Genomic DNA, 23362 nt, shown 5'->3' with positions numbered 1-23362 from the left:
CGTGAAGACGTACAGCTTCGAGGGCATCGAGCCACGCATCCACCCCAGCGTCTACGCCTTCGACGACGTCGTGGTGATCGGGGACGTCGAGATCGAGGAGGGCGTCAGCCTCTGGCCCGGCGTGACCGTGCGCGGCGACAAGGGCAGTGTGCGGATCGGCCGCGGGTCGAACGTCCAGGACCACGCGATGCTGCACTCCGACCCGGGGCAGCCGCTGACCATCGGGCCCGACGTGACGATCGCCCACAGCGCGGTGCTGCACGGCTGCTCGGTCGGCGCCGGAACGGTCGTCGGGATCGGCGCGGTCCTGCTGAACGGCGTGTCGGTCGGGGCGAGTTCACGGGTCTCCGCGGGTGTGGTGCTCAGCGCCGGGCCCGTCCGCCCGCCCAGGAGCCTCATCGCGGGCAACCCCGCGACCGTCCTGATGACGCTCAGCGACAGCGACGTGGCCGTGCTCGACGAGACGGCCGCCGAGTACCGGGAGCTGGCCGCGCGGTACCGCGCGGGCCTGCGGCCCCTCGGCCCCCGCCCCGAGGCGGCCGGCGTTGTCGACTAGCGCACGCGAGCGCGGGACCCTCCGCGTCGGGTTCCAGCGGCACACCCCACCGTTCTCCTACGCCGCCCCTGACACGGCCGGCACGGCGTTCGAGCCCGTCGGCTACTCCGTCGATCTGGCCCGGCTCGTTCTCGCCCGGGTCTTCGACGGTACGCCGTCCGCCCCGTCCCTCGAAGCCGTCGAGGTCACGTCCGCCACGCGGGAAGGGCTCCTCATCGAGGGCCGCATCGACATCGAGTGCGGGTCGACGACCATCACGGAAGACCGGCTGCGGCGCCATGCGTTCAGCAGGCCGATCTTCCGGACCTCGCACCGGGTCGCCGTGAAGTCCGGTGCGCGGACGGGCCCGCTGCGGGTGGTCGGCATCCAGGGTTCGACGAGCCAGGCCGCGCTCGAAAGCGCACCCGATCCGGGCTTCGCCTTCACCTTCACCGGTGTGCCGTCCATCGGGGCGGCCCTGGACGCCTTCCTCGACGACCCGCTCATCGACGCGATGGTGGCGGACGAGGTGATCCTGCGGACCCTGCTGCGCGGCGACAGGGCCCGGGACGACATCAGCCTGCTCGACGTGCGGCTCGGCGAGGAGTCGTACGGATTCATGATGCGGAAGGACGACCAGGAGTTCGTCCGTGCCGTCGATGCCGCGCTGGCCGACGTGTTCGCGTCCGACACGTACCCGAAGCTCCTCGACACGTGGTTCGCCGACGAGCTCCCCGACCGGAACAGGCACTTCGATGAAACCCATTAAGACCGCCCCGACCGCCCCGAACGTCCCGACCGCCCTGTCCGCGCTGCAGGACACGTTCAAGGACGTCATGGCCTGCGTGGCGACGCCCGTGTCGATCGTGACGGCCCTGGCCCACAACGGCGCGCCGTGCGGTGCGACCGTCAGCGCCTTCTCCTCCTTGTCGGTCTCCCCGCCGATGGTCCTGATCAGCCTGGACAGGCGGTCGCGGACGCTTGAGGTGATCCGTGAGTCGGGCCGGTTCGGGCTCAACGTGCTCGGCGCCGACCAGGGCGACCTGGCGATGTCGTTCGCGTCCAAGGGCGGCGCCGACAAGTTCCGCGGGACGTCCTGGAGCATCGAGCACGGCCTGCCTCGCGTCTCCCGCGCGTCGGCGTGGATCGCCTCGACCGTGGCCGACTTCGCGGACGGCGGCGACCACGTCATCGTGCTCGGTCGCGTCGACGCCGCGGAGGCCGCGGCGGGCAGGGCGCCGCTGGTCTACCACCGGCGCCGCTTCGGGACCCACCAGCCGTACCACGACCCCGCCCGGGGGGTGCCGGCATGACGCACCGGGTCAGGATCGGGCTCCTCGGCTGCGGCACGGTGGGGGCGGACTTCGCCGGGCTGCTGGTCGAGCGGCGGGCGGCGGTCGAGTCCGTCACGGGCCTGTCCCTGGAGCTCGTACGGATAGCGGTGCGCGATCCGCTCAAGCCGCGGCCGCCCGCGCTGGCCGCGGAGCTGTTCACCGGCGACGCCCACGACGTGGTCAAGGCCGACGACGTCGACCTCGTGGTGGAGCTGATCGGCGGCACGTCGGCCGCCGCCGAGCTGGTCATGGCGGCGCTGGACGCCGGGAAACCGGTGGTGACCGCCAACAAGGAGCTCATCGCGAGCGCGGGCCCCGACCTGTTCGCCGCGGCCGACCGGGCCGGCGTCGACCTCTTCTTCGAGGCCGCAGCGGTGGCCGCGGTGCCCATCCTGCGCCCCCTGCGGGAGTCCTTGCAGGCGGAGGACGTGACGCGGGTGGTCGGCATCGTCAACGGCACCACCAACTACATGCTGACCCGGATGACGGCCGACGGCCTCGACTTCGACGAGGCGCTGGCGCAGGCGCAGCGGCTGGGGTACGCGGAGCCCGACGCGACCGCCGACGTCGAGGGCGCCGACGCGGCGTCCAAGATCGCCATCCTCGCCTCGCTGGCCTTCAACCGGTCGGTCGTGGCGGACGACGTCAGCAGGGAGGGCATCGCGGGTCTCGACCGGGAGGACTTCGAGCTGGCCGACCGGTTCGGGTTCGACATCAAGCTCCTCGCCGTGGCGGAGCGCTTCCCCGGGGGCGGGGCGGTGGGCGCCCAGGTCTTCCCCGCCCTGATCGGGCGCGAGCACCCGCTGGCCAGCGTCCGTGACAGCTTCAACGCGGTGTTCCTCACCACGTCCGCCGCCGGTGAGCTCATGTTCTACGGGCACGGGGCGGGCCCGCGCCCGTCCGCGTCGGCGATCCTCGGCGATGTGGCGGGCGCGGCGGAGCAGCTGGTGCGGGGCACGCACCGGCGCGTCCCCGTCGGCCCGCCCGCGGTCGTGCGGCCGACGCGGGACCTGGTGCACTCGTACTACGTCCGCGCGGATGTCGACGAGGCGCCGGGCGTCCTGTCCGAGGTGACGGGGGTGTTCGCGCGGCACGGCGTGTCGATCCGCACGGTCGACCAGCACGGCTCGGAGTCGCGGGCGCGCATCGTGTTCATCACGTTCCCCGCGCCCGAGCACGCGCTGCACGCCGCGCTGGACGAGCTGCGGGGCCTGGGCCAGGTGCGGCGGGTGGGCCGGGTGCTGCGCATCCACAAGTAGCCCGCACCGGCGGCCCGTTGACGCCGCACCGACGGCAACAGCACAGAAGCACGACACAGCACAACACAGCACCAGAGGAGTCCCACCATGTCCCAGCCGATCCAGCTCGTCATCCACATCACCACCCAGCCGGGCCGCGGCAAGGAGCAGATCGCCGCCTTCGAGCGTCTCGCGCCGCTCGTCCGGGCCGAGGACGGCTGCCTGCAGTACGACCTGCACCAGGTGAGCGGCGAGCCCGACCGGTTCGTGCTCATCGAGCGGTGGGCGTCGCAGGAGGCGCTCGACGCGCACGACGCCACGCCGCACATGGTCGAGGCCGACGCGGCGAGCCCCGCGTTCCGCGCCGGTCCCGCCCAGGTCGTACGACTCGACGCCGAGCCGCTGGCCTGACCCGCACCCGTACCCGAAGAACGGCCGTCCGGATCCCTCCGGACGGCCGTTCCGCGTGTCCGTCGGCTACTTGACGGACCCTGCCGTGAGACCCGAGACCACGTGCTTCTCGATGAAGGCGAACAGCACGATGACCGGCACGATCGCCACGACGGACGCGGCGAAGAGGTAGTTCCACTGCACCGTGTAGTTGCCGATGAAGTTGTTGATGCCGACCGTCAGGGGCTGCTTGTCCGGTTCGGTGGTCAGGGTGAGGCCCATCACGAACTCGTTCCAGGACGTGATGAAGGTGAAGATCACGGCTGTGACGACGCCCGGCAGGGCGAGCGGCAGCGTCACCCTGATCATGGCTCCGAAGCGGCTGGTGCCGTCGACCATGGCGGCCTCCTCCAGCTCCGGTGGGATGGAGCTGATGTAGGCCGTCAGGATCCATACGGCGAAGGCGAGGTTGAACGCCGCGTTGGTGAGGATCAGCGTCCAGACCGAGTTGAGCATGTCCAGCTGGTGGAACTGGCGGTAGAGGCCGACCAGGAGCGCCGTGGGCTGGAACATCTGGGTGACGAGGACGAGGAGCAGGAAGAGCTTGCGGCCGCGGTAGCGCATGCGGGCCGTGTAGTAGGCGGCGGGCAGCGAGACGAGCAGGACCAGCAGGGTGGCGCCGCCGGCGACGAGCAGCGTCACCTGGAGGTTCTGGCCGAGCTCGGACTCCTTCCACACGTCGACGAAGTTGGCCCACTCCAGGTTCTGCGGCAGGTACGTGCGGTCGCGGAGCTCCTCCTTGGGGCGGAGCGCGGTGACGATCATCTCCAGGTACGGCGCGAGGAAGACCGCGGCGAGGAGCCACGCGCAGGCCGTGATGACCAGGGTGCGGGGCCGGAAGGCGCGCCGGGGCTTCCTGGGTCCGCCGTCCTTCCGGGGCGCGGGGCGGGTCGCCGTCGCGGTGGCCATCAGTCCTCCTCGTTCCACCGGCTGACCTTCAGGAAGATCAGCACGAGCACCACGACCATCAGGAAGTTGACGACCGACATGGCCGCGGACTCGCCGATGTCGGTCTCCTTCAGCTTGTACATGAACACCATCGACGTGGAGGTGTCGTAGCCCGGACCGCCCTGGGTCATGGCCCAGATGATCGGGAAGGAGTTGAAGACGTTGATGAGGTTGATGACGACGCCGACGAGGAAGGCGGGCCGCAGCATCGGGAGCGTGATGTGGCGGTACGTCTGCCAGGTCCCCGCCCCGTCGATGCGCGACGCCTCGTAGACGTCGTGCGGGATGGTCTGCAGGCCCGCAAGGAGCGTGTACGTGGTGAAGGGGAGCGACACGAAGACGGCGACGGCCATCATCCACGGCCAGGCGGTCTCCGGCTTGCCGAGCCAGTCCTTGGAGCTGTCGATGAGGCCGAGGTCGAGCATCAGCGTGTTGAGGACGCCCGCGGTCTGGTTGAGCATCCACTTGAAGCCGATGGCGGTCATCAGGACGGATGCCGCCCAGGGGGCGATGAGCGCCCAGCGGGTGATGCGGCGGCCGGGGAACTTCTGGTTGAACAGCTGGGCGAGGGCGAGCGAGAGCAGCATCGTCGCGGTGACGACGACGATCGTCCAGATCACGGTCCACGTGAGGACGGCGCCGAAGTCGCTCTCCTCGAAGAGCTTCTTGAACTTGTCGGTCCCGGCGCTGCCGCGCACCTTGCCCGAAATGGAGATGTTGAGGAACGAGGTGCGGATCAGCTCGACGACGGGCCAGACGACCACGGCGAGGATCAGCAGGATGACGGGCGCTATCCAGGGCAGCGGGCCGAGCCGGGCCAGGCCGCTGCGGCGGCTCACCGGCCTGGGTGCGCGCCCGCCCCGTCCCCGGCCGGACCCGGCCGGGGACGGAGGGGCCTTCAGCGACACGGGGACTCCCTTACTTGGCGTCGGCCGCCGCCGACTCCGCCTTCTTCTGGAGGTCGCCGAGGACCTGCTTCGGGTCGTCGGAGACGGCCTTGCCGCCGGTCTTCTTCATCTCGGCGGAGACGAGGTCCCAGGAGGTGTCGCCGAGGGGGTAGAACTCGGCGTTCGGCAGGACCTCGAAGAACGGCTCCAGGTCCTTGTGCTTGCCGTTGGTCTGCATCTCCTTGAGCGCGTCCTGCGTGACGGGCATCAGGTTGTACATCTCGTCGAACGCCAGCATCTTCTTGGAGTACGTGAAGTCCAGGAACTTCTTCACGCCCTCCTTCTCCGCGCCGCCGTCCTTGAACGCCATCATCCAGTCGGCCACGCCGAGGGTGCTCTCCAGCGGGCCCTCCTTGCCGGGGATGGGCGTGACGCCGTAGTCGACCTTGCCCTCCTTGGCCATCTGGATGAGGCTCGGGTGGCCGTTGAGCATGCCGACCTTGCCGGCCGCGAAGTCCGCGAAGGCCGTCTTGCGGTCGGTGGAGGCGGGGTTGGCGTAGGTGAGGCCGGGCTTGACCAGGTTGGTCCTGAGCCACTCGAAGGTCTCGACGTTCTGCGGGCTGTCGATCGTGTACTTGCCGTCCGCGTCGGTGTATCCGCCGCCGTTGCCGAGCTCCCACATCATCGTCTCGCCCTGGGTCTCCTCGGGGCCGAGGGGCAGGGCGTAGGGGGTCTCGGCGGCCTTCTTGGCCTTGATCTTCTTCGCGGCGTCGGCGAGTTCGGCCCACGTCTTCGGCGGGGACTTGATGCCGGCCTTCTTGAAGACGGACTTGTTGTAGAACATGACGCGGGCGGAGGAGACCCACGGGATGCCGTACTGGGTGCCGTCGACCTCGCCGGCCTTGGCGAAGGTGGGGATGAGGTTGTCGCGCGTCTTGGCGGACAGCACCTCGTCCGCCTTGTAGAGCAGGTCGTCGGCGACCTTGTCGGCGTAGCCGCCGGTCTGCAGGAGGTCGGGCTCGTTGCCCGCCTGGATCATGTTCTTGACGGACTTGTCGATCTCGTTCCAGTTGATGACCTGGACGTCGACCTTGTAGCCCTTGTTGGCCGCCTCGAACTCCTTCTTGACCTCGGCCCAGTAGACCTTGGAGGCGTTGGATGCCTTGTCCCCGTAGTCGGCGGCGACGAGCTTGATCGTCTTGCTGTCGCCGCTGTCGCTGTCGCCGCCGCAGGCGGTGAGTCCCAGCGCCATGGCGAGTGTTGCCGCGCCGGTGGCGACTATTCGGTTCCTCATGCTGTTTTCAACCCTTCGACATCGGTGTCGACTTGAGCGCTTCCAGTCGCCCCCCGCGGCGCCGTGGCGCAGACACTACTCACGGCCCGATTCACCCAGACAGGCCTAGACCACTTTCGTGGCCAAGCTGAAATCACCTGCCTCACCTGGTCACTTGAGGGCTCCCGCCGTCAGACCGGCCTGTACCTGTCGCTGGAAGACGGCGTAGACGACGAGCACCGGGAGCATGGCGATGGTGAGGCCCGCGAAGAGTGCTCCCCAGTCGCCCCGGTAGCCCTGCGAGACGGCGAGCGAGGCGAGTCCCTGCGGCAGCACGTAGCTCTTCTCGTCCTCGTTGTTGAGCAGCAGCGGCAGCAGGTACTGGTTCCACTGGCCGAGGAAGTTGAAGATGCCGATGCTGACGAGGCCGGGCTTGGCCATGGGCAGCATGATCTGGAAGAAGGTGCGGGTGTGCGAGGCGCCGTCGACCATCGCCGCCTCCTGCACGCCGGTCGGCAGCGTGCGGAAGAAGGAGGTCAGGAAGAAGGTGGTGAAGGGCAGTGAGTAGGCGATGTACGCGATCATCAGCCCCGGCCGGGTGTCGAGGAGGCCGAAGTTCTCCATGACCGCGAAGAGCGGGACGAGCGCCAGGATGACGGGGAACATCATGCCGCCCGCGAACAGCATGAAGACGACGCGGTTGCCGGGGAAGGTGAAGCGGGCGATGACGTAGGCCGCCATGGAGCCGAGCAGCATGGTGCCGGTCAGCGAACCGGCCAGGATGATCAGCGAGTTGACGGTGTACTGGCCGATGTTGGCCTTGTTCCACGCGTTGGTGAAGTTCTCCCAGTGGAAGGAGGCGGGCCAGCCCATCGGATCGCTGAGGATCTCGGCGGAGGGGCGGAGCGCGGTGAGGGCGACCCAGATCAGGGGCCCGGCGGCGAGGATCACCCACAGGACGAGGAAAGCGTGCGAGAAGACGTTGAGGGTGCCGCCCGTCTCCTTCTCGCGGCGGGGCGCGTCGGTGGTGGCGGGGCGGGGCGCGGTGGTGGTCGTGGTGGTCATGATGCAGCGGCTCCCGCGGTCTCAGTATTCGATCCGGTCGCGGTTCCCGACCCGCATGACGATCAGGGAGAACGCCATGCTCAGGACGAGAAGGACCACGCCGATGGAGGTGGCGTAGCCGTACTGGCCGTCCCGGAACCGTTCGTAGAGGAAGACCGGGGTCACCTTCAGGACGTGCGGCGGCACCATGACCAGGCAGATGGCGAACGTGTCGAGCGCCTGGATGCCCATGTAGATCCAGCCGGTCCGCACCGTGTCCCTGATCAGCGGGAGCGTGACGTTGAAGAAGGTGCGGGCGCGGCCGGCGCCGTCGAGCAGCGCGGCCTCGTAGATCTCCTTGGGGATGGCGCCCATCGCCGCGGAGAACAGCACGACGTAGAAGCCGACGAAGCTCCAGCTGATCACGGTGAGCAGCGCGATGAGGGCGAGCCCCTGGTCGCCGCCGAGCCAGGCGGGTCCCTCGATGCCGAACTTGTCGAGGCCGCCGTTGATCAGGCCGCTGTTGGTGTTGAAGACGCGGCCCCACACCACGGCGATGATGGCGACGGACAGGACCTGCGGGAAGAAGTAGACGACCTTGTAGACCGAGGAGCCCGCGACGCCCGCGATGGCCTGTCCCCTGCGGTGCCGGCCACCCGAGGTGATCATGAAGGCGAAGAACATGCCGAGCACGAGCGTGACGACCGGGGCGATGACCAGCAGCAGGGTGCTGACCTGCAACGAGTCCCAGAAGCGGTCGTCGTTCCACATCTTCTCGTAGTTGTCGAACCCGACGAAGTTCGCGACCGGGCCGCCGGACCAGTCGGTGAACGAGTAGTAGATCGCCTGGAGGAACGGCGAGATGACGAACAGCGCGTAGAACGCCAGCGGCACGGCCAGGAAGCCCACGATGAAGCGGTACTTGTCGAGCGTGCGGTAGCGCCGGTCGTAGCGGACGCGGCGGGGGGTGAGGCGGGGCGGCAGCAGCATCGAGACGCCGAGCAGCAGCCCGTTGGCCGGACGGGGCGGAGCGGTGGGCTCCGCCCGCTTCTTCTTCGAGGGGCGCGCGGGTGGGGGGCTGTCCACCCGGGTGTCGGTGCGCACGCCGCTCAGGCCTTCTTGACCTTGGTGACGTCGGGGTCCTTCAGGATCCGCTGGGAGGCCTTCTCCATGGTGTCCATCGCCTGCTTGGCCCCGATCTGGCCCTGCATGAACTTGTGGATCATGTTGTTGAAGTCCTCGCGGAACAGTTCGTTGTACCAGTCGTAGAACTTGGGGATCACGACGTTCTCCCCGGCCGCCTTGATCGCGGCCTGCGCGCTGGCCGCGCCCGAGGGCAGCTTCTGCCCGTCGATGGCGCCCTTCACGACCGGCATCGACCCGATCTCCCTGAAGAGGTTGAGCGCGGCCTCCTTGCTGTACATCATCCGCAGCCACTCCAGGCCGCCCTGCCGGTTCCTGGCCTTGGCGGGGACGATGAAGGGCTCACCGGCCGGGGCGAAGAGGGTGCCGAACGGCATCTTGTCGCCGGAGTCCAGGGACGGCGTCGCGCCCACCGTCATCCGGAAGTCGTCGGGCGTGGTGTCCTTGGCCTCGTTCTCCACCCAGGAACCGTTCGGCACGAAGAGGCACTTGCCCTCCTTCGTCCACGCGGTCTGCATCTCGGTGTGCGCCTCGGTGCCGTCGAAGCCGGTCAGCACGTACTTCTTGGCGACCAGTTCCTCCCAGGCCTCGAAGACGTCCTTGACCGCGTCGTGCTGCCAGGCGCCCGGCTCCAGGTAGTCCATGGCGGTGGTGACCTCGCGGCCGCCGCGCTGGGCGAACATCGCGTACATGCTGAAGAACATGTAGCGCGGGTGGCCGCCCGGGTAGCTCCAGCCGTGGATGCCCTTGGCCTTGGCCTTCTTGCAGACGGCGAGCATCTCGTCCCAGGTCTTGGGATACGAGGAGTCGAGCCCGTCCTCCAGAAGCTTCCTGGAGTACCAGTTGCCGTACACGGTCAGCGTGATGTTGAGCTGGTAGCACTCCTTGCCGCCGAAGCGGCCCATCTCCTCGACGACCGGCACGAGGGTCTCGCGCACGGTGACGTTCGGATCGTCCCAGGAAGGCGCGTCGAGCACCTCGCTCAGATCGGCCACCTGCTTGTTGTGCACCAGCTTGCCGGGGTTCATCTGGTCGGCGCCGGAGTTGTTGACGACGTCCGACGTGGGCTTGCCGCGGACGATCTTCGGCTGGACCTGGGTGGCGATCTTCTCCGTGGACTTCTGCTCCGGGTCGGACTCCGGGTACTTCTTGGCGTACATGTCCGTGACGAACTGGGCGTACTTGTCGCCGTACCCGCCGTTGAAGATGTAGACCGCGAGCCCCGCGTCCTCCTTCACGCCGAGCGGGTTCTTCTTGCTCTTCTCGCCCTTCTCGGCCTTGTTCTCCCCGCCGCCTCCGCTGGCGCACGAGCTGAGCGCCCCCACGGCCGGCACCGCGAGCAGACCGGCGGCCGCTGCCCTCTTCATGACATCACGACGGTTGACGCTGGTGGATCCCATGCTCAAGTCCTCGCCTTCTCCAGGACTCAGGCGGTGAACCGGACCCTCCCCGGCACCGCGTTGGTGTGAAGCTGGGGTCGATCGCCGGGTTCTCCCACCGGCCAGGGCAGTTGACGTCGGACGCGGACAGGTATAGTCCACTCGCGGTCGGGTGGGCAAGATCGAATACGACTTTGCCCGGCAGCCTTGTCCGAGTTGAGACCTGCGACGATCCCCGGTCGAACCTCTCGCACATCACCGCACGAAACCGTGGACTTTCGCGCCGCTTTCCATGGACTTTCCCTCGGACCACCCGAGTGGCCGGTCAAGGATCCGGGTCAGCGCCGCGCGTCGTCGCCCCGGACCCGCCGCGAGCGGGACCGCTCACGACGCACCCGGCCCACCAGGTCGGCCGCCGCCTGCGGCCAGGCACCGTGGTCGAAGCCGAACCCCGCCTCCGTCAGCCGCCCGGGCACCACCCGTCGGCTCTTCAGGAGGAGTTCGGTGTCGGAGCGCAGCGCGAAGGCACCGAGCCCGGCCATCCAGCGCGTCGCGGGCAGCCCGACCGGCATGCCCCAGGCGCCGCGCAGCACCCGCATGAACTCCCGCTGCGGCAGCGGACCTGACGCCGCGAGATTGACCGCACCGGTGATGTCGTCCCGGTCGATCAGGAACTCCACGGCACGCACGAAGTCGCGGTCGTGGATCCAGGACACGTACTGGGCGCCGCCCGCGACCGGCCCGCCGAGACCGAGCCGCGCCAGCCACAGCAGGTAGTCGAAGACGCCGCCGCGGTCGGGGCTCATCACCATCGCCGACCGCAGGGCCACCTTGCGCGTCCGCGGCGTCGCGGCCCGCTCCTGCTCCCGCTCCCAGTTCCGCGCGATCTCGACGCTGTAGGCCCAGTAGCCGGGGACACCGGGCTCGTCCCCGCCGAGCACACCGGTGGCCTCGTCGTTGGGCGCGTCGAAGCGGTGGGCGTAGATGGTCGCGGTGCTCATCTGGAGCCAGAGCCCGGGCGGCTTCCCGGCGCCGGCGATCGCCTCGCCCACCACACGTGCGGAGTCCACGCGCGAGTCCATCATGGCGCGCAGGTTCTCGTCGGTGTAGCGGCAACTGACGCTGCGCCCGGCGAGGTTGATCACGACATCGCTGCCGTCGACCTCCTCCGTCCAGGGACCGGGTGTCCGGCCGTCCCACCGGACTTCGCCGTCCCGTACCGGGCGTCGGGTCAGGACCACGACCTCGTGTCCGGCGGCGGTCAGCGCCCGCCGCAGCACACCGCCCACCTGGCCGGTCCCTCCCGGCAGCACGATCTTCACTTGGCCCTCCCCTGTCGCCCGGCCCCGTACGGCGAGCGTACGACGGGTCCGCACCCACCGCCCCGTCAGCAGCCTTGACACCACTCGGCACTTGCGGCCCTACTAGACCTTGCGCAGCGATCGTGACAACGTTGTCCAACTCGCAAGGAGGGGCTCGGGGATGCCGTACCCGGCACGCAACACCGCACGCAGATCCCGCTACAGACACCATCGTCCGGCAGCCGTCATCGGCGCGCCGGCGCTCGCGCTCGCGGTCGTCGTGGCCGCGCAGGGCGCCGCCGTCGCCGAGCCCGAGCGGCCGCCCCGTACGGAGCGGGAGTTCGCCTCGTCCTTCGAGGCGGGCGAGGCCCTGCCGGACTGGCTGAGCACCGTCGAGACGGGTCCCGACGGGAGGAAGAAGGCCTCCGGGGTGAACGGGGAGTTCAGCTCCGGGCTTCCCGGGAGCGTGAACGACCACGTCACCGAGGTCCGGGCGAGCGGCGAGAACACCGGTTCCGGCGAGGTCGCCGCGAACCTCGTCGACGGTGAGGCGACCAGCAAGTGGCTGACGTTCGCCAAGGACGGCTGGGTCGAGTTCGAGCTGGACCGGCCGGCCGAGGTCGTGACGTACGCGCTCACCTCCGCCAACGACCACGCCCCGCGCGACCCGAAGGACTGGACCCTCAAGGGTTCGAAGGACGGCAAGGACTGGAAGGTCCTCGACGAGCGCAAGGGCGAGACCTTCGACGGGCGGCACAAGACGAAGAAGTACGACTTCCAGAATGCGGAGGCGTACGCGCACTATCGCCTCGACGTCACCGCGAACAACGGTGCGAGCGACATCCTGCAACTCGCCGATCTGCAGTTGTCCGTGGGCGGCTCGGAAGCCCCCGCGCCCGAGGACATGCTGAGTCTGGTGGACCGTGGTCCGAGCGGCTCCCCCACCGCCAAGTCGCGCGCCGGGTTCACCGGGAAGCAGGCGCTGCGGTACGCGGGCAGCCACAAGGCGGACGGGCGCGGCTACTCGTACAACAAGGTCTTCGACGTCAATGTGAAGGTCGGGAGGAACACCGAGCTGGGGTATCGCGTGTTCCCCTCGATGGCGGAAGGCGACCTCGACTATCAGGCGACGAACGTCTCCGTGGACCTCGCCTTCACCGACGGCACGTACCTCAGCGATCTGAAGGCCGTCGACCAGCACGGCTTCGCGCTGACTCCGCAGGGCCAGGGCGCGTCCAAGGCGCTCTACGTCAACCAGTGGAACAACGTCGAGGCGCGCATCGGGCAGGTGGCGCGCGGCAGGACGGTGGACCGGATCCTGCTGGCGTACGACGCCCCGAAGGGGCCCGCCAAGTTCCGTGGCTGGCTCGACGACGTGTCGTTGAAGGAGAAGGCCCCGGCGAGGCCGAAGGCGCACCCCTCCGACTACGCCGACACGACGCGCGGCACCAACTCAAGCGGCGGCTTCTCGCGCGGCAACACCTTCCCGGCCACCGCGGTCCCGCACGGCTTCAACTTCTGGACGCCGGTGACCAACGCGGGCTCCCTGAGCTGGCTGTACGACTACGCGCGCGGCAACAACGACGACAACCTGCCGACGATCCAGGCGTTCAGCGCGAGCCACGAGCCGAGCCCGTGGATGGGCGACCGGCAGACGTTCCAGCTGATGCCGTCCGTCGACAAGGACACCCCGAGCGCGTCCCGCACCAAGCGGGCGCTGCCCTTCAGGCACGAGAAGGAGACGGCGCGCCCGCACCACTACGGCGTGACGTTCGAGAACGGCCTGAAGGCCGAGATGGCGCCGACCGACCACGCGGCGATGATGCGATTCACCTATCCCGGTGACGACGCGAGCGTTATCTTCGACAACGTCTCGGAGAAGGGCGGCCTGACCCTCGACAAGGAGAAGGGCGTCGTCTCCGGCTTCTCCGACGTCAAGTCCGGCCTGTCCACGGGCGCGACGCGGCTCTTCGTGTACGGCGTCTTCGACTCCCCCGTGACCGCGGGCGGCAAGCTGGACGGCGGCGGTGGCGGCGATGTCACGGGCTATCTGCGCTTCCGGCCCGGCAAGGACCGCACGGTCGACCTGCGTCTCGCGACGTCCCTCATCAGCCTGGACCAGGCGAAGGCCAACCTCGCCCAGGAGATCCCGTCCGGCACCTCCTTCGGCCGCGTCAAGGACAGGGCCCAGAAGCAGTGGGACGACATCCTCGGCAAGGTGGAGGTCGAGGGCGCGAGCGAGGGCCAGCGCACGAGCCTGTACTCCTCCCTCTACCGCCTGTACCTCTACCCCAACTCCGGCTTCGAGAAGGTCCGGTCGGCGGGTGGCAGGGCGACGTTCAAGTACGCCTCCCCCTTCTCGCCGCAGACCGGGCCCGACACCCCGACCCACACGGGCGCGAAGATCGTCGAGGGCAAGCCGTACGTCAACAACGGCTTCTGGGACACGTACCGCACGACGTGGCCCGCCTACTCCCTGCTCACTCCGAAGAAGGCGGGTGAGCTGGTCGACGGCTTCGTGCAGCAGTACAAGGACGGCGGCTGGACGTCGCGCTGGTCCTCGCCCGGCTACGCGGACCTGATGACGGGCACGTCGTCGGACGTCGCGTTCGCCGACGCGTACGTGAAGGGCGTGAAGTTCGACGCCGAGGCCGCGTACGACGCGGCGCTGAAGAACGCGACGGTGGTACCGCCGAGTTCGGGCGTCGGCCGCAAGGGCATGAAGGCGTCGCCGTTCCTCGGCTACACGCCCAGCGAGACCCACGAGGGCCTGTCGTGGGCGCTGGAGGGCTACCTCAACGACTACGGCATCTCCCGCATGGGCGCCGCCCTCTACAAGAAGACGGGCGAGAAGCGCTACAAGGACGAGTCCGAGTACTTCCTCAACCGGGCGCGCGACTACGTGAACCTGTTCGACGACAAGGCGGCCGGTGCGGGCACCCCGCCCGGCTTCTTCCAGGGCAAGGACGCGAAGGGCGTCTGGCGGGTGCCTTCGGAGAAGTTCGACCCGCGCGTGTGGGGCCACGACTACACGGAGACCAACGCCTGGGGGTACGCCTTCACCGCCCCGCAGGACTCGCGCGGTCTGGCGAACCTGTACGGCGGCCGGTCCGGCCTCGGCAAGAAGCTGGACACGTACTTCGCGACCCCCGAGACCGGCTCCGCCGAGTTCGCGGGCTCCTACGGAGGCGTCATCCACGAGATGACCGAGGCACGCGACGTACGGATGGGCATGTACGGCCACTCCAACCAGGTCGCCCACCACGCCGCGTACATGTACGACGCGGCCGGGCAGCCCTGGAAGACGCAGGAGAAGGTCCGCGAGGTCCTCCGCCGCCTCTACACCGGCAGCGAGATAGGGCAGGGTTACCACGGCGACGAGGACAACGGCGAGCAGTCGGCCTGGTACCTCTTCTCGTCGCTCGGCTTCTACCCGCTGGTCATGGGCAGCGGCGAGTACGCCATCGGATCACCGCAGTTCACGAAGATGACCGTGCACCTGGACAACGGCCGCGACCTCGTCGTGAAGGCGCCGAAGAACAGCGCGAAGAACGTGTACGTGCAGGGGCTCAAGGTCAACGGCAAGGCGTGGAAGTCGACGGCCCTCCCCCACGAGATCGTCGCGCGCGGCGGGGTCCTGGAGTTCGACATGGGCCCGAAGCCCTCGGCGTGGGGCAGCGGCAAGAACGCCCAGCCGACCTCGATCACGCGGGACGACAAGATCCCGTCGCCGAGGAAGGACGCCCTCAAGGGAGACGGCGCGCTCTTCGACGACACGTCCGCCACGGAGGCCACTTCGGCCGCGGGCGCGGCGGTCGAGCTGCCGGTGGCGAAGGGGACGAAGGCGGTCCAGTACACGCTGACGTCGTCCGCCGACCGGACGAAGGCGCCGCGCGGCTGGGTGCTCCAGGGTTCGAAGGACGGCGAGACCTGGAAGCGGCTGGACGAGCGGTCCGGCGAATCCTTCGCCTGGGACCAGCAGACCCGCGTCTTCACGGTCGCCCGCCCGGGAACGTACGACCACTACCGGCTGGTGCCGGACGGCTCCGCGACCCTGGCGGAGGTGGAACTGCTCAGCTGATCCGGCCGGCGGGGACGGGTGTGGCGCGGCCACCCCGCCCCCGCTGCTGCCGTCCTACGACGCCGGGGACTTCGTGGCGGAGGTCACCTGGCAGGAGTAGACGAGCCGGTCGTTGGTGCTGTGCGAGGCGTGCACCGTGACGGAGCGGTCGCCGCCCGAGGTGACCGTCACCGTCTCGAACCGGGAGCCGATGCTCCTGGTCGCGACCGCGGAGTCGGGATACTGGCCGACCTTGAACTCCACCGTGAAGTTGTACCGGTAGGCGAAGTCGGTCGACGCGTTCTGGATGTCGACGTCGTAGCTGATCCGCCCGGCGGACCGCTCGTACCGGCAGTTCTCGCCGATCACCTCGCTGAGCGCGTCCGCGTTGTACGACGGCTGCGCGGTGGGAGTGGAGCTGCTGCCGCCGTAACCGCCGCCGTAGCTGCCGCCGGAGGAGGTACCGGGGGCGCTCGGCAGCCCGCTCGGCGGACTCAGCGTGAACGACGGGTTCGGACCCGGCATGCTCGGCGCCGCGGGCATGTCACCGCCCAGGCCGCCGAAGGCCTTGTCGTTCGGATTGTCGGTACAGCCGGACAGCACGGCCATGGCGGCAAGAGCGAGAGTGGCGGCGCCGACGGCGCGACGGACACGCATGTGATGATCCCCCGAAAACAGAATGCGCGAGAACTGCGGATACAAGTGGTGCAGATTCTCGTGTGAAAGGCGATGGGCCCGGGGCAGGCTACCGGATCACCCGGTGTTGGTACTTTGGGCCGCTCGCGCACTCACGCGTGGGAGCGCGTCGGAAACGCATTCACCATCGGGGGAACCATGAACCAGCCCTGGCAGCCACACACGCCGCAGCCGCCGCAGCACAATCCGTACGGGCAGCCCGTACAGCCGCAGCCGGGGTACGGCTACCCGGCCGCCCCGGCCCCGTACCCGCCCCAGCAGCCGATGCAGCCCATGCAACCCATGCAGCCGGGCCACCCCTACCCCTTCGCTCCCGGCTTCCCGCCGCCCGGCGGCGGCGCGCAGCCCGGCAAGGCCTTCTTCCTCGGCCTGCTGGTCGCGGGGGCCGTGGGAACGGTCTACGCGGGCATCCTGCTCGCCTCCAACGAGGACCTGTCGCAGACGGGCCTCCAGGCGAGCTACCTGGTCGTCGCGGCCCTGCTCGCGCTGGCCGTGGGAGCCGTGGTGGGCCGCACCGGCGGCCGCGGCGCCGGACCGCACATCTGGGCCGCCGTCCTGGCCGCCCTGGGCGCGTACATGGGCGTCGCCAACGGCTACGTGTTCACCCTGCTCGACGCCGGCGGCACCGACCTGCTCGAAGCGGTGCTGGAGCACGAGCCGATGGCGCCGCACAAGTTCTGGTGGGAGCGGGTCGAGAGCGGCATCGCCCTCGTGGGCCTCGTCGTGGCCGCGGCGGGCGCCTACCTCATGGCTCACATGATCAGCAAGAAGCAGCCTCACTAGTCCCGGACGGGATCCGATCCCGGACGAACTCGGCCCACACGGTCTTGCCGGGGTCGCACTCCGTCACGCCCCACTTGTCCGACAGGGCGGCCACGAGCAGCAGGCCCCGGCCCGACTCGGCGGCGTCCTCCGCGGCGCCGCCGCAGCGGGGCCATCCGCCGCCGCTGTCGTGCACCTCGACGCGGAGCACGCCGCCGACGTGGCCCAAGCGCAGCCGGAATCCACGGCCGGGCGGTACGCCGTGCACCAGCGCGTTGGTCGCCAGCTCGCTGACGCAGAGCGTGATGTCGTCCGCGCGTTCACCGTCGATCCCCCAGTCGACGAGGGTGAGCGCGGCGAAGGCGCGGGCCGCCGGGACGGACCGGCATTCCCGCCGGTAGAAGCGTTCGCGCGGGGCGCGCGGAGTGGGGGGTGGAGTTTCGCGATTCACGTGACCACAGTCACACTCCGTGCCCATCATGGAGCAGTAAGTGAGACCGTACGGCTGGGCTGTACGGATTCTCCGTGTGAAAGCACGGCTTCGGATGGGGAGTTGGACCGTATGAGCAGCCCAAGGCGACGGTCACGCAGGAACGCGTCGGCGATGAAGATGGTGGGCGCGCTGCTCGCCGTCCACAGGGAGGCCGCCGGGTACACCCAGCGGGCGCTGGCCCAGCGGTTGCTCATCAGCGAGGAGCTGATCGCCTCCATCGAGCAGGGGCGACGGCCGCTGAAGATGGACCTGGCGGTACAGCTGGACGACTTCCTCGGGACGAACCGCACGTTGCAGACGGCGGTTGAGCACATGCCGGAGGTGGATCTGGTTCCCCGGTGGGCCGAGGAGTATCTGGACTGCGAGCGGGAGGCGATTGCTATCTCGTTGTACGCAAATCAGGTGCTGCCCGGCCAACTTCAGACGGAGGCTTACGCGCGAGCGGTCTTCCGCAGTCGCGTGCCAGTCTTCGACGCGGATGAGATCGAGCAGTTCGTAGCGACGCGGATGGAGCGCCAAGAGATCCTGCACCGAAAGGTCCCGCCGACCACCAGCTTCGTGATCTGGGAGGCAGTGCTGCGCGACCAGCTGGGCGGCCGCACTGTGTACTGCGAACAGCTGCAGCGCCTACGTGAGTATGCCGAACTACCAGGGCTGGCCTTGCAGGTTCTACCGTTCGGTCGTACCGCTCACGCCGCTCTCGACGGACCGTTCGTACTCCTTGAGACGCCTGAGCATCAGCGGCTCGCATACACAGAAACCCAGCGGGGAAGCCAACTGATCGCTGATCCGGACGAGGTGGCGATCCTGACGCAGAAATGTGCGATGCTGCGGACGCAGGCCCTAAATCCCGAGGACACCAGGGACCTGCTGGACCGTCTGCTAGGAGAGCAATGAGCGGCACCGCGCTTATGTGGTTCAAGTCGACCTACAGCGGCAGCGAAGGCGGCGAATGCCTCGAAGTCGCCTACGACTGGCGTAAGTCGAGCTACAGCGGCAGCGAAGGCGGCAACTGCGTCGAAATCGCCGCCCACCCCACCGCCGTACACATCCGTGACTCCAAGAACCCGGACGGCCCGCACTTCACGGTCGCGCCCGAGGCCTGGACCGCCTTTCTGCCCCTACAGCGTCACGCCGGTCAGCCCCAGGTCTGACCGGCCGGTTCCCTGACGGTGCGGTTGAGCCGGTTGAAGAAGTTGGTCAGCGCGATCTCCAGGTTGATCGCGCCGATCTGCTCCTCGGTGAAGTGGGCGTTGGCCTCTTCCCAGACCTCGTCGGTGACGCCCTCCGCGCCGTCCTGCAACCGCGTGGCGCCCTCGGTCAGCGCCAGTGCCGCGCGCTCCGCGTCGGTGTAGAACGGCGCCTCGCGCCACGCGACCACGTTGTGCAGCCGGTCGTCGGTCTCGCCGGCCTTCTTTCCACCGGCCACGGAGGCGTGGACGCACGCCGAGCAGCCGTTGATCTGGCTGGCGCGCAGGTGGACCAGCGTGAGCAGCTTCGGGTCGACGCCCCCTGCGGCGATCGCCTTGTGGAGGTGCTGGATCGCGGTCCACAGGTCGGGGTTGTGCGTGTTCTTGTTCTTGAGCCGGTTTTCCATGTGGGTGTGCTCCGATGCATCGGGATTCCGTCTGGTTACGTTCCGGGGCTCGTGCCCGTCACCCCTATGACGGAGCAGCTTCCAGGGAGGTAACAACATGACCGGCACCCAGCCCACGGACTCGATAGCGGCCGCCTTCGAGTCGCAGCGCGACCGGCTCCGAGCTGTCGCCCACCGCGTACTCGGCTCGCACGCCGACGCGGAGGACGTGGTCCAGGAGGCGTGGCTGCGGCTCTCCCGGCAGGACGCCGGCACCATCGACAACCTCGGCGGCTGGCTGACCACCGTGGTCGGCCGCATCAGCCTGGATGTGCTGCGGTCGGGCCGGACCCGCCCGGAAGTCCCGCTCGACGACCAGCTGTCGGAGTACACCGTGACGCTCGACGACGCGCCCGCCCCGGATGAGGTCGTGGCGCTCGGGGACTCCGTCGGCCTCGCGCTCCTCACGGTCCTCGACTCGCTGCGCCCGGACGAACGCCTTGCGTTCGTGCTGCACGACGTGTTCGCCGTGCCGCACGGGGAGATCGGCACCATCCTCGGCAAGTCCGCCGACGCGACCAAGATGCTCACCAGCCGGGCCCGCAGGAAGGTGCGTGCCGCCCGGCAGCCGGACAGCGCAGGGCCGCCGCAACAACGCGAGGTGGTGCGGGCCTTTCTGGCCGCTGCGGGTGAGGGCCGGTTCGAGCAGCTGCTGGAGGTGCTCCACCCCGAGGTGAGGTTCACCGTGCACACCCCGGACGGCCCGTTCGTGACGCTCGGAGCCACCGAAGTCGCCACCCGCGCGCGCGTGGCCCGCAGCATGGCGCGGGCACATGCGGTCACCGTCAACGGTCACCCCGGCGTCATCGCCTGGAGCGAGGACGGCACCCCGCTCTCCCTGCTCGCCTTCACCGTCGCCGACGGACACATCACCGGGATCACCGCCGTGGTCGACCCGGCCGCACTCGCGGGCATGGACCTGCCGGCCCCGGTGTGACGTCTACGAACGAAGGACGCAGGACGCAGGAACCCGGTGGCCGGAAAGCGCTCCATCTGCGGGCCCACCCCTAAGGGGTCCGTCTGCACCCTGCGGAGCACGCGTCGCTTGGCCACACGGTGGATGACGCGGGTCACACCCGCCGTGATGGTGGTGGGTCACCTACACCTCACCGTTCGGGGGACGACCCATGACAGAGCGACGATCCGACGCATCACCCGCCCCGACACCCGCCCCGACCCGCAGGCGCGTGCTCGCGGCCACGGCGGCGGGTGGCGCGGCGGCGTTGGCGGGACCGGCCCTCCTGCCCGCCGGCACGGCGGCCGCCGCAGCCGGTGCGCCCACCGACCCCATCCGCCCCGACGACCCCCGCTACCTCTCCCTCACCCAGCGCGGCTGCAACGGACGGTTCATCGGCAAGCCCGACTACTACCGCGTGGTGCACTCCACCGCCGAGGTCGTCGACGCCGTCCAGCGTGCCGTACGCGAAGGCAGACGTATCGCCGTACGCAGCGGCGGCCACTGCTTCGAGGACTTCGTCGACCACCCGGACATCAAGGCCGTCGTCGACATGTCTCCGATGCGCGAGATCTCGTACGACGCCGGGCGGCGGGCCTTCTGCGTGGAGCCCGGCGCTCAGCTCGCCGAGGTGTACCGCGAGCTGTTCATCGGCTGGGGCGTGACCATCCCGGCGGGCGCGACCGCCGAGGTCGGCATCGGCGGTCACGTGGTCGGCGGCGGATACGGCGTGATGTCGCGGCGCGACGGCGTCTCCGTGGACCACCTGCACGCCCTCGAAGTCGTCGTCGTCGACAAGGACGGCACCGCGCGAGCCGTCATCGCCGAGCGCGACCCCGACACGCCGCACCACGACCTGTGGTGGGCGCACACCGGCGGAGGCGGCGGCAACTTCGGTGTCGTGACGCGCTACTGGTTCCGCAGCCCGGACGCGAAGGGCGACGATCCGACGAAGCTGCTGCCGGCGGCGCCCGCCTCGTTCCTCGCCTTCCGGGCCGGCTGGACCTGGAAGGACCTCGACGCGCGGGACTTCAGGACCCTCCTGCGCAACCACGGGCAGTGGTGCGAGCGCAACAGCGACCCCGGCTCGCCGTACGCGAACCTGTTCAGCGTGCTGATGGTCAACACCACCCAGGCGGCGGGCTCCGGCGCCGTCCTGGCCGGTGTCATCGACGCGGCCGTGCCGGGCGCGCGGCGGCTCGTGGACGACTACATCGCCGCCGTCGGGCGCGGTGTGGGCGCCCAGCCCGCGATCCGCAGGCCCCCGCTGTCGTGGCTGAACGCGCTGACCTCCGTCACCGACACCAGATCCTCGCCGTTCAAGGTCAAGAGCGCGTACCTGCGGAAGACCTTCACCGACCGCCAGATCGACGTCCTGCACGAGCACCTGCGGCCGTCCGACGACCCGGCCGGGCGCATCAGCGGCACACTGTGGCTCGTCGCGTACGGCGGCGCCGCCCGCAAGGTCGCCCCCGACGCCACCGCCGTCGCCCAGCGCGACTCGATCCTGAAGGCCGTCTACATGGCGGGCTGGGACGCGGAGACGCAGGACGGCGCCCGCGAAACCGCGTGGGTGCGCTCGCTCTACAGCGGTGTGTACGCCGACAGCGGCGGCGTCCCGGTGCCGGGTGCCGTCAGCGACGGCGCGTTCATCAACTATCCGGACGCGGACCTCGCCGACCCGGAGTACAACACCTCGGGCGTGCCCTGGTACACCCTCTACTACAAGGACAACTACCCGCGCCTGCAGCGGGTGAAGGCGAAGTACGACCCGCGCGACGAGTTCCGCCACCGGCTGGCGGTCCGGCCCGCACAGTAACGAGCCGTGTGCGCCCGGCGGTTGCTCGCGCCGGGCGCACCTCGGGTCACGCGGTGTGCAGCCGCAGTCCGTATCGCTGGAGAATCTCGTTCACCGGCTGGAACCACGTCTCGCCGCCGCTGCCGCAGTTGCCCCAGCCGCCGGATGTAACGCCCTGGGCCTGGTCGCCGCTGATGAACGAGCCGCCCGAGTCGCCGCCCTCGGCGCAGACGCTGGTCTTGGTCAGCTGGCGGACGACGGCGCCGCCCGAGTAGTTGACCGTCTCGTTCTTGGCGAGGAGGGTGCCGCAGTGCCACTTCGTGGTGGAGCCGGAGCGGCAGATCGACGAGCCGACCGGCGCCTCCGCCGAACCGCGCACGAGCCGGTCGGGGATCGCGCCCCAGCCGAGCACGACCGGCACGGTCCACCAGCCGTTGCCCACGGACACCCACGCGTAGTCGTTGTCCGGGAACGAAGAGCCCTGGAACGAACCGATGGTGGAGCCGTCCCAGCCGCGCACACCCGCGCCCACGCCACCGCAGTGCCCGGCCGTGACGAAGCCGCCGTGCACCGAGAAGCCGATGGAGCAGCGGACGTTGCCGGTGTAGTACGGGTCGCCGCCCACGGTCCCGGCGGCGAAGGTGCTCGGCCCCTCGGGGACCGTGTCGACGCGTACGGGTGCGAGGGTGCGGGCGCGCCGCAAGAAGGTGGTGACATCGTTGTCGGCACGGTGGCCTTCGACGACATCGACGACGACGCGGTTGGCCTTGGGGTCGACTCGCCAACTGGCGACGTTCTTCGGGGCCTTGAGCTGGTCGACGTGCTTCTTCGCCGCGTCCAGGCGCGCGGCGCTGTGCTCGACGAACCGGACGTCGGCGCCGGCTTCGCGCACGTCGGCGGCGGCCGCTCGCTCGGTCACGGCTACGGTGAGCCGGCCGTGCCCGGCGTCGAACCAGGACCCGGCGTAGGCCGCGCCGGCCGCCTTCCGCGCGGCGCGCTCGACCCTGCCCGCCTGCTTCTCGTCGGCGAGCCGCTCGCGCGCGGCGGCGGGCGTCAGCCCGAGGTCGCGCTCCATCGCCTGGAGAAGACCGTCGGACGCGGGCGCCTTTTCGGCGCCGGAGGAAGTGGAGGTGCCCGGGTCGGCGGCAGCGGCGGGGACGAGCGCGGTGCCGACACAGGCGGTCGCCAGAAGTAACGCGGACAGGCCGATACGTGTGCTGGTCTTGCGTCTCACAGGGGGACCTCTCGTCGTTCCAACAGGGGTGTGGTGGACCAGAGTTTCGAGGAACCATGAGGGGAGAGAGCGCTCTCACTCCGTGGTGGGGCCGAGCGTAGAGAGCCCCCGCGGACAAGTCCAGGCCGCACCCCGCCACATCCCGGCCTGAACCCTCCCTCCCCCCGGATAATCACGTGCGGGCCGGTGCGCCCGT

Annotated in this window: 22 protein-coding genes; 11 read left to right on the top strand and 11 right to left on the bottom strand. The window is 69.5% G+C overall.

Annotated elements, in window-relative coordinates; translation table 11 throughout:
* The first annotated feature begins 1 nt into the window (after position 1).
* From AB0H82_RS12565 to AB0H82_RS12545, 5 genes are all read left to right on the top strand, one after another.
* Positions 2–556, top strand: a complete 555-nt coding sequence (locus tag AB0H82_RS12565; protein WP_362991716.1) for a gamma carbonic anhydrase family protein — start codon at positions 2–4, stop codon at positions 554–556.
* The gene (locus AB0H82_RS12560) at positions 546–1304 is read left to right on the top strand and encodes a transporter substrate-binding domain-containing protein (protein WP_362991714.1); all 759 of its coding nucleotides are present in this window, start codon (positions 546–548) and stop codon (positions 1302–1304) included. Before AB0H82_RS12565 ends, AB0H82_RS12560 begins: the two co-directional genes overlap by 11 nt.
* On the top strand, positions 1291–1848 hold the full coding sequence (locus AB0H82_RS12555) for a flavin reductase family protein (RefSeq protein WP_362991712.1): 558 nt from the start codon (positions 1291–1293) through the stop codon (positions 1846–1848). Before AB0H82_RS12560 ends, AB0H82_RS12555 begins: the two co-directional genes overlap by 14 nt.
* Positions 1845–3128, top strand: a complete 1284-nt coding sequence (locus tag AB0H82_RS12550; protein WP_362991710.1) for a homoserine dehydrogenase — start codon at positions 1845–1847, stop codon at positions 3126–3128. Before AB0H82_RS12555 ends, AB0H82_RS12550 begins: the two co-directional genes overlap by 4 nt.
* An 87-nt stretch (positions 3129–3215) precedes the next feature.
* On the top strand, positions 3216–3518 hold the full coding sequence (locus AB0H82_RS12545; protein ID WP_362991708.1) for a putative quinol monooxygenase: 303 nt from the start codon (positions 3216–3218) through the stop codon (positions 3516–3518).
* Between the two features lie 66 nt (positions 3519–3584).
* Here the strand turns inward: AB0H82_RS12545 and AB0H82_RS12540 are convergent, their stop codons facing one another.
* The 7 genes from AB0H82_RS12540 to AB0H82_RS12510 all read right to left on the bottom strand — a co-directional run bounded on the left by AB0H82_RS12540 (position 3585) and on the right by AB0H82_RS12510 (position 11553).
* Complete coding sequence (locus AB0H82_RS12540) at positions 3585–4466, bottom strand: carbohydrate ABC transporter permease (protein WP_362991706.1); 882 nt, start codon at positions 4464–4466, stop codon at positions 3585–3587.
* Entirely contained in the window at positions 4466–5344 is an 879-nt protein-coding gene (locus AB0H82_RS12535; RefSeq protein WP_362991704.1) for a sugar ABC transporter permease, read from the bottom strand. Before AB0H82_RS12535 ends, AB0H82_RS12540 begins: the two co-directional genes overlap by 1 nt.
* 79 nt (positions 5345–5423) lie before the next feature.
* Complete coding sequence (locus AB0H82_RS12530) at positions 5424–6686, bottom strand: extracellular solute-binding protein (RefSeq protein WP_362991702.1); 1263 nt, start codon at positions 6684–6686, stop codon at positions 5424–5426.
* 150 nt (positions 6687–6836) lie between these two features.
* Positions 6837–7730, bottom strand: a complete 894-nt coding sequence (locus tag AB0H82_RS12525) for a carbohydrate ABC transporter permease (RefSeq protein WP_362991700.1) — start codon at positions 7728–7730, stop codon at positions 6837–6839.
* Positions 7731–7751: 21 nt separating this feature from the next.
* Positions 7752–8699: a sugar ABC transporter permease gene (locus AB0H82_RS12520; protein WP_362991889.1), complete on the bottom strand. Its 948-nt coding sequence runs from the start codon at positions 8697–8699 to the stop codon at positions 7752–7754.
* 119 nt (positions 8700–8818) lie between these two features.
* Complete coding sequence (ngcE, locus tag AB0H82_RS12515) at positions 8819–10252, bottom strand: N-acetylglucosamine/diacetylchitobiose ABC transporter substrate-binding protein (protein WP_362991698.1); 1434 nt, start codon at positions 10250–10252, stop codon at positions 8819–8821.
* A 317-nt stretch (positions 10253–10569) separates the two neighbouring features.
* Complete coding sequence (locus tag AB0H82_RS12510; RefSeq protein WP_362991696.1) at positions 10570–11553, bottom strand: DUF1731 domain-containing protein; 984 nt, start codon at positions 11551–11553, stop codon at positions 10570–10572.
* A gap of 160 nt (positions 11554–11713) precedes the next feature.
* Here AB0H82_RS12510 and AB0H82_RS12505 point away from each other — a divergent pair, with 160 nt between their 5' ends.
* Positions 11714–15613 (top strand): GH92 family glycosyl hydrolase, encoded by a 3900-nt coding sequence (locus tag AB0H82_RS12505; protein WP_362991694.1) that lies wholly within the window; start codon positions 11714–11716, stop codon positions 15611–15613.
* Positions 15614–15667: 54 nt separating this feature from the next.
* Here AB0H82_RS12505 and AB0H82_RS12500 read toward each other — a convergent pair whose 3' ends face one another.
* The gene (locus AB0H82_RS12500) at positions 15668–16249 is read right to left on the bottom strand and encodes a hypothetical protein (protein ID WP_362991692.1); all 582 of its coding nucleotides are present in this window, start codon (positions 16247–16249) and stop codon (positions 15668–15670) included.
* Positions 16250–16426: 177 nt separating this feature from the next.
* Between AB0H82_RS12500 and AB0H82_RS12495 the strand changes: the two genes are divergently transcribed.
* Positions 16427–17071: a hypothetical protein gene (locus AB0H82_RS12495; protein ID WP_362991690.1), complete on the top strand. Its 645-nt coding sequence runs from the start codon at positions 16427–16429 to the stop codon at positions 17069–17071.
* Here the strand turns inward: AB0H82_RS12495 and AB0H82_RS12490 are convergent.
* Positions 17049–17501 carry an ATP-binding protein gene (locus AB0H82_RS12490; RefSeq protein ID WP_362991688.1) on the bottom strand — a complete coding sequence of 151 codons (453 nt, stop codon included), beginning with the start codon at positions 17499–17501 and terminating at the stop codon, positions 17049–17051. The genes AB0H82_RS12495 and AB0H82_RS12490 overlap by 23 nt on opposite strands.
* A 153-nt stretch (positions 17502–17654) precedes the next feature.
* Between AB0H82_RS12490 and AB0H82_RS12485 the strand changes: the two genes are divergently transcribed.
* A complete protein-coding gene (locus AB0H82_RS12485; protein ID WP_362991686.1) occupies positions 17655–18440 on the top strand; it encodes a helix-turn-helix transcriptional regulator in 786 nt (261 codons plus the stop codon).
* Complete coding sequence (locus tag AB0H82_RS12480) at positions 18437–18697, top strand: DUF397 domain-containing protein (protein WP_362991684.1); 261 nt, start codon at positions 18437–18439, stop codon at positions 18695–18697. Before AB0H82_RS12485 ends, AB0H82_RS12480 begins: the two co-directional genes overlap by 4 nt.
* Here the strand turns inward: AB0H82_RS12480 and AB0H82_RS12475 are convergent.
* Entirely contained in the window at positions 18682–19140 is a 459-nt protein-coding gene (locus AB0H82_RS12475) for a carboxymuconolactone decarboxylase family protein (RefSeq protein ID WP_362991682.1), read from the bottom strand. The two genes, AB0H82_RS12480 and AB0H82_RS12475, sit on opposite strands and share 16 nt — an antisense overlap.
* A 97-nt stretch (positions 19141–19237) precedes the next feature.
* On the opposite strand from AB0H82_RS12475, the gene AB0H82_RS12470 reads away from it, so the two are divergent.
* Both AB0H82_RS12470 and AB0H82_RS12465 read left to right on the top strand, forming a co-directional pair.
* Positions 19238–20116 (top strand): sigma-70 family RNA polymerase sigma factor, encoded by an 879-nt coding sequence (locus AB0H82_RS12470; protein ID WP_362991680.1) that lies wholly within the window; start codon positions 19238–19240, stop codon positions 20114–20116.
* A 190-nt stretch (positions 20117–20306) separates the two neighbouring features.
* A complete protein-coding gene (locus tag AB0H82_RS12465; RefSeq protein ID WP_362991678.1) occupies positions 20307–21953 on the top strand; it encodes an FAD-binding protein in 1647 nt (548 codons plus the stop codon).
* A gap of 46 nt (positions 21954–21999) precedes the next feature.
* Here the strand turns inward: AB0H82_RS12465 and AB0H82_RS12460 are convergent, their stop codons facing one another.
* Complete coding sequence (locus tag AB0H82_RS12460) at positions 22000–23166, bottom strand: S1 family peptidase (RefSeq protein ID WP_362991676.1); 1167 nt, start codon at positions 23164–23166, stop codon at positions 22000–22002.
* Between the last annotated feature and the right edge of the window lie 196 nt (positions 23167–23362).

The sequence above is a fragment of the Streptomyces sp. NPDC050732 genome, assembly GCF_040654255.1.
Taxonomy (GTDB): Bacteria; Actinomycetota; Actinomycetes; order Streptomycetales; family Streptomycetaceae; genus Streptomyces.
Note: the sequence above shows the minus strand (reverse complement) of the source record. Positions and strands in the feature narration are given on the sequence as shown.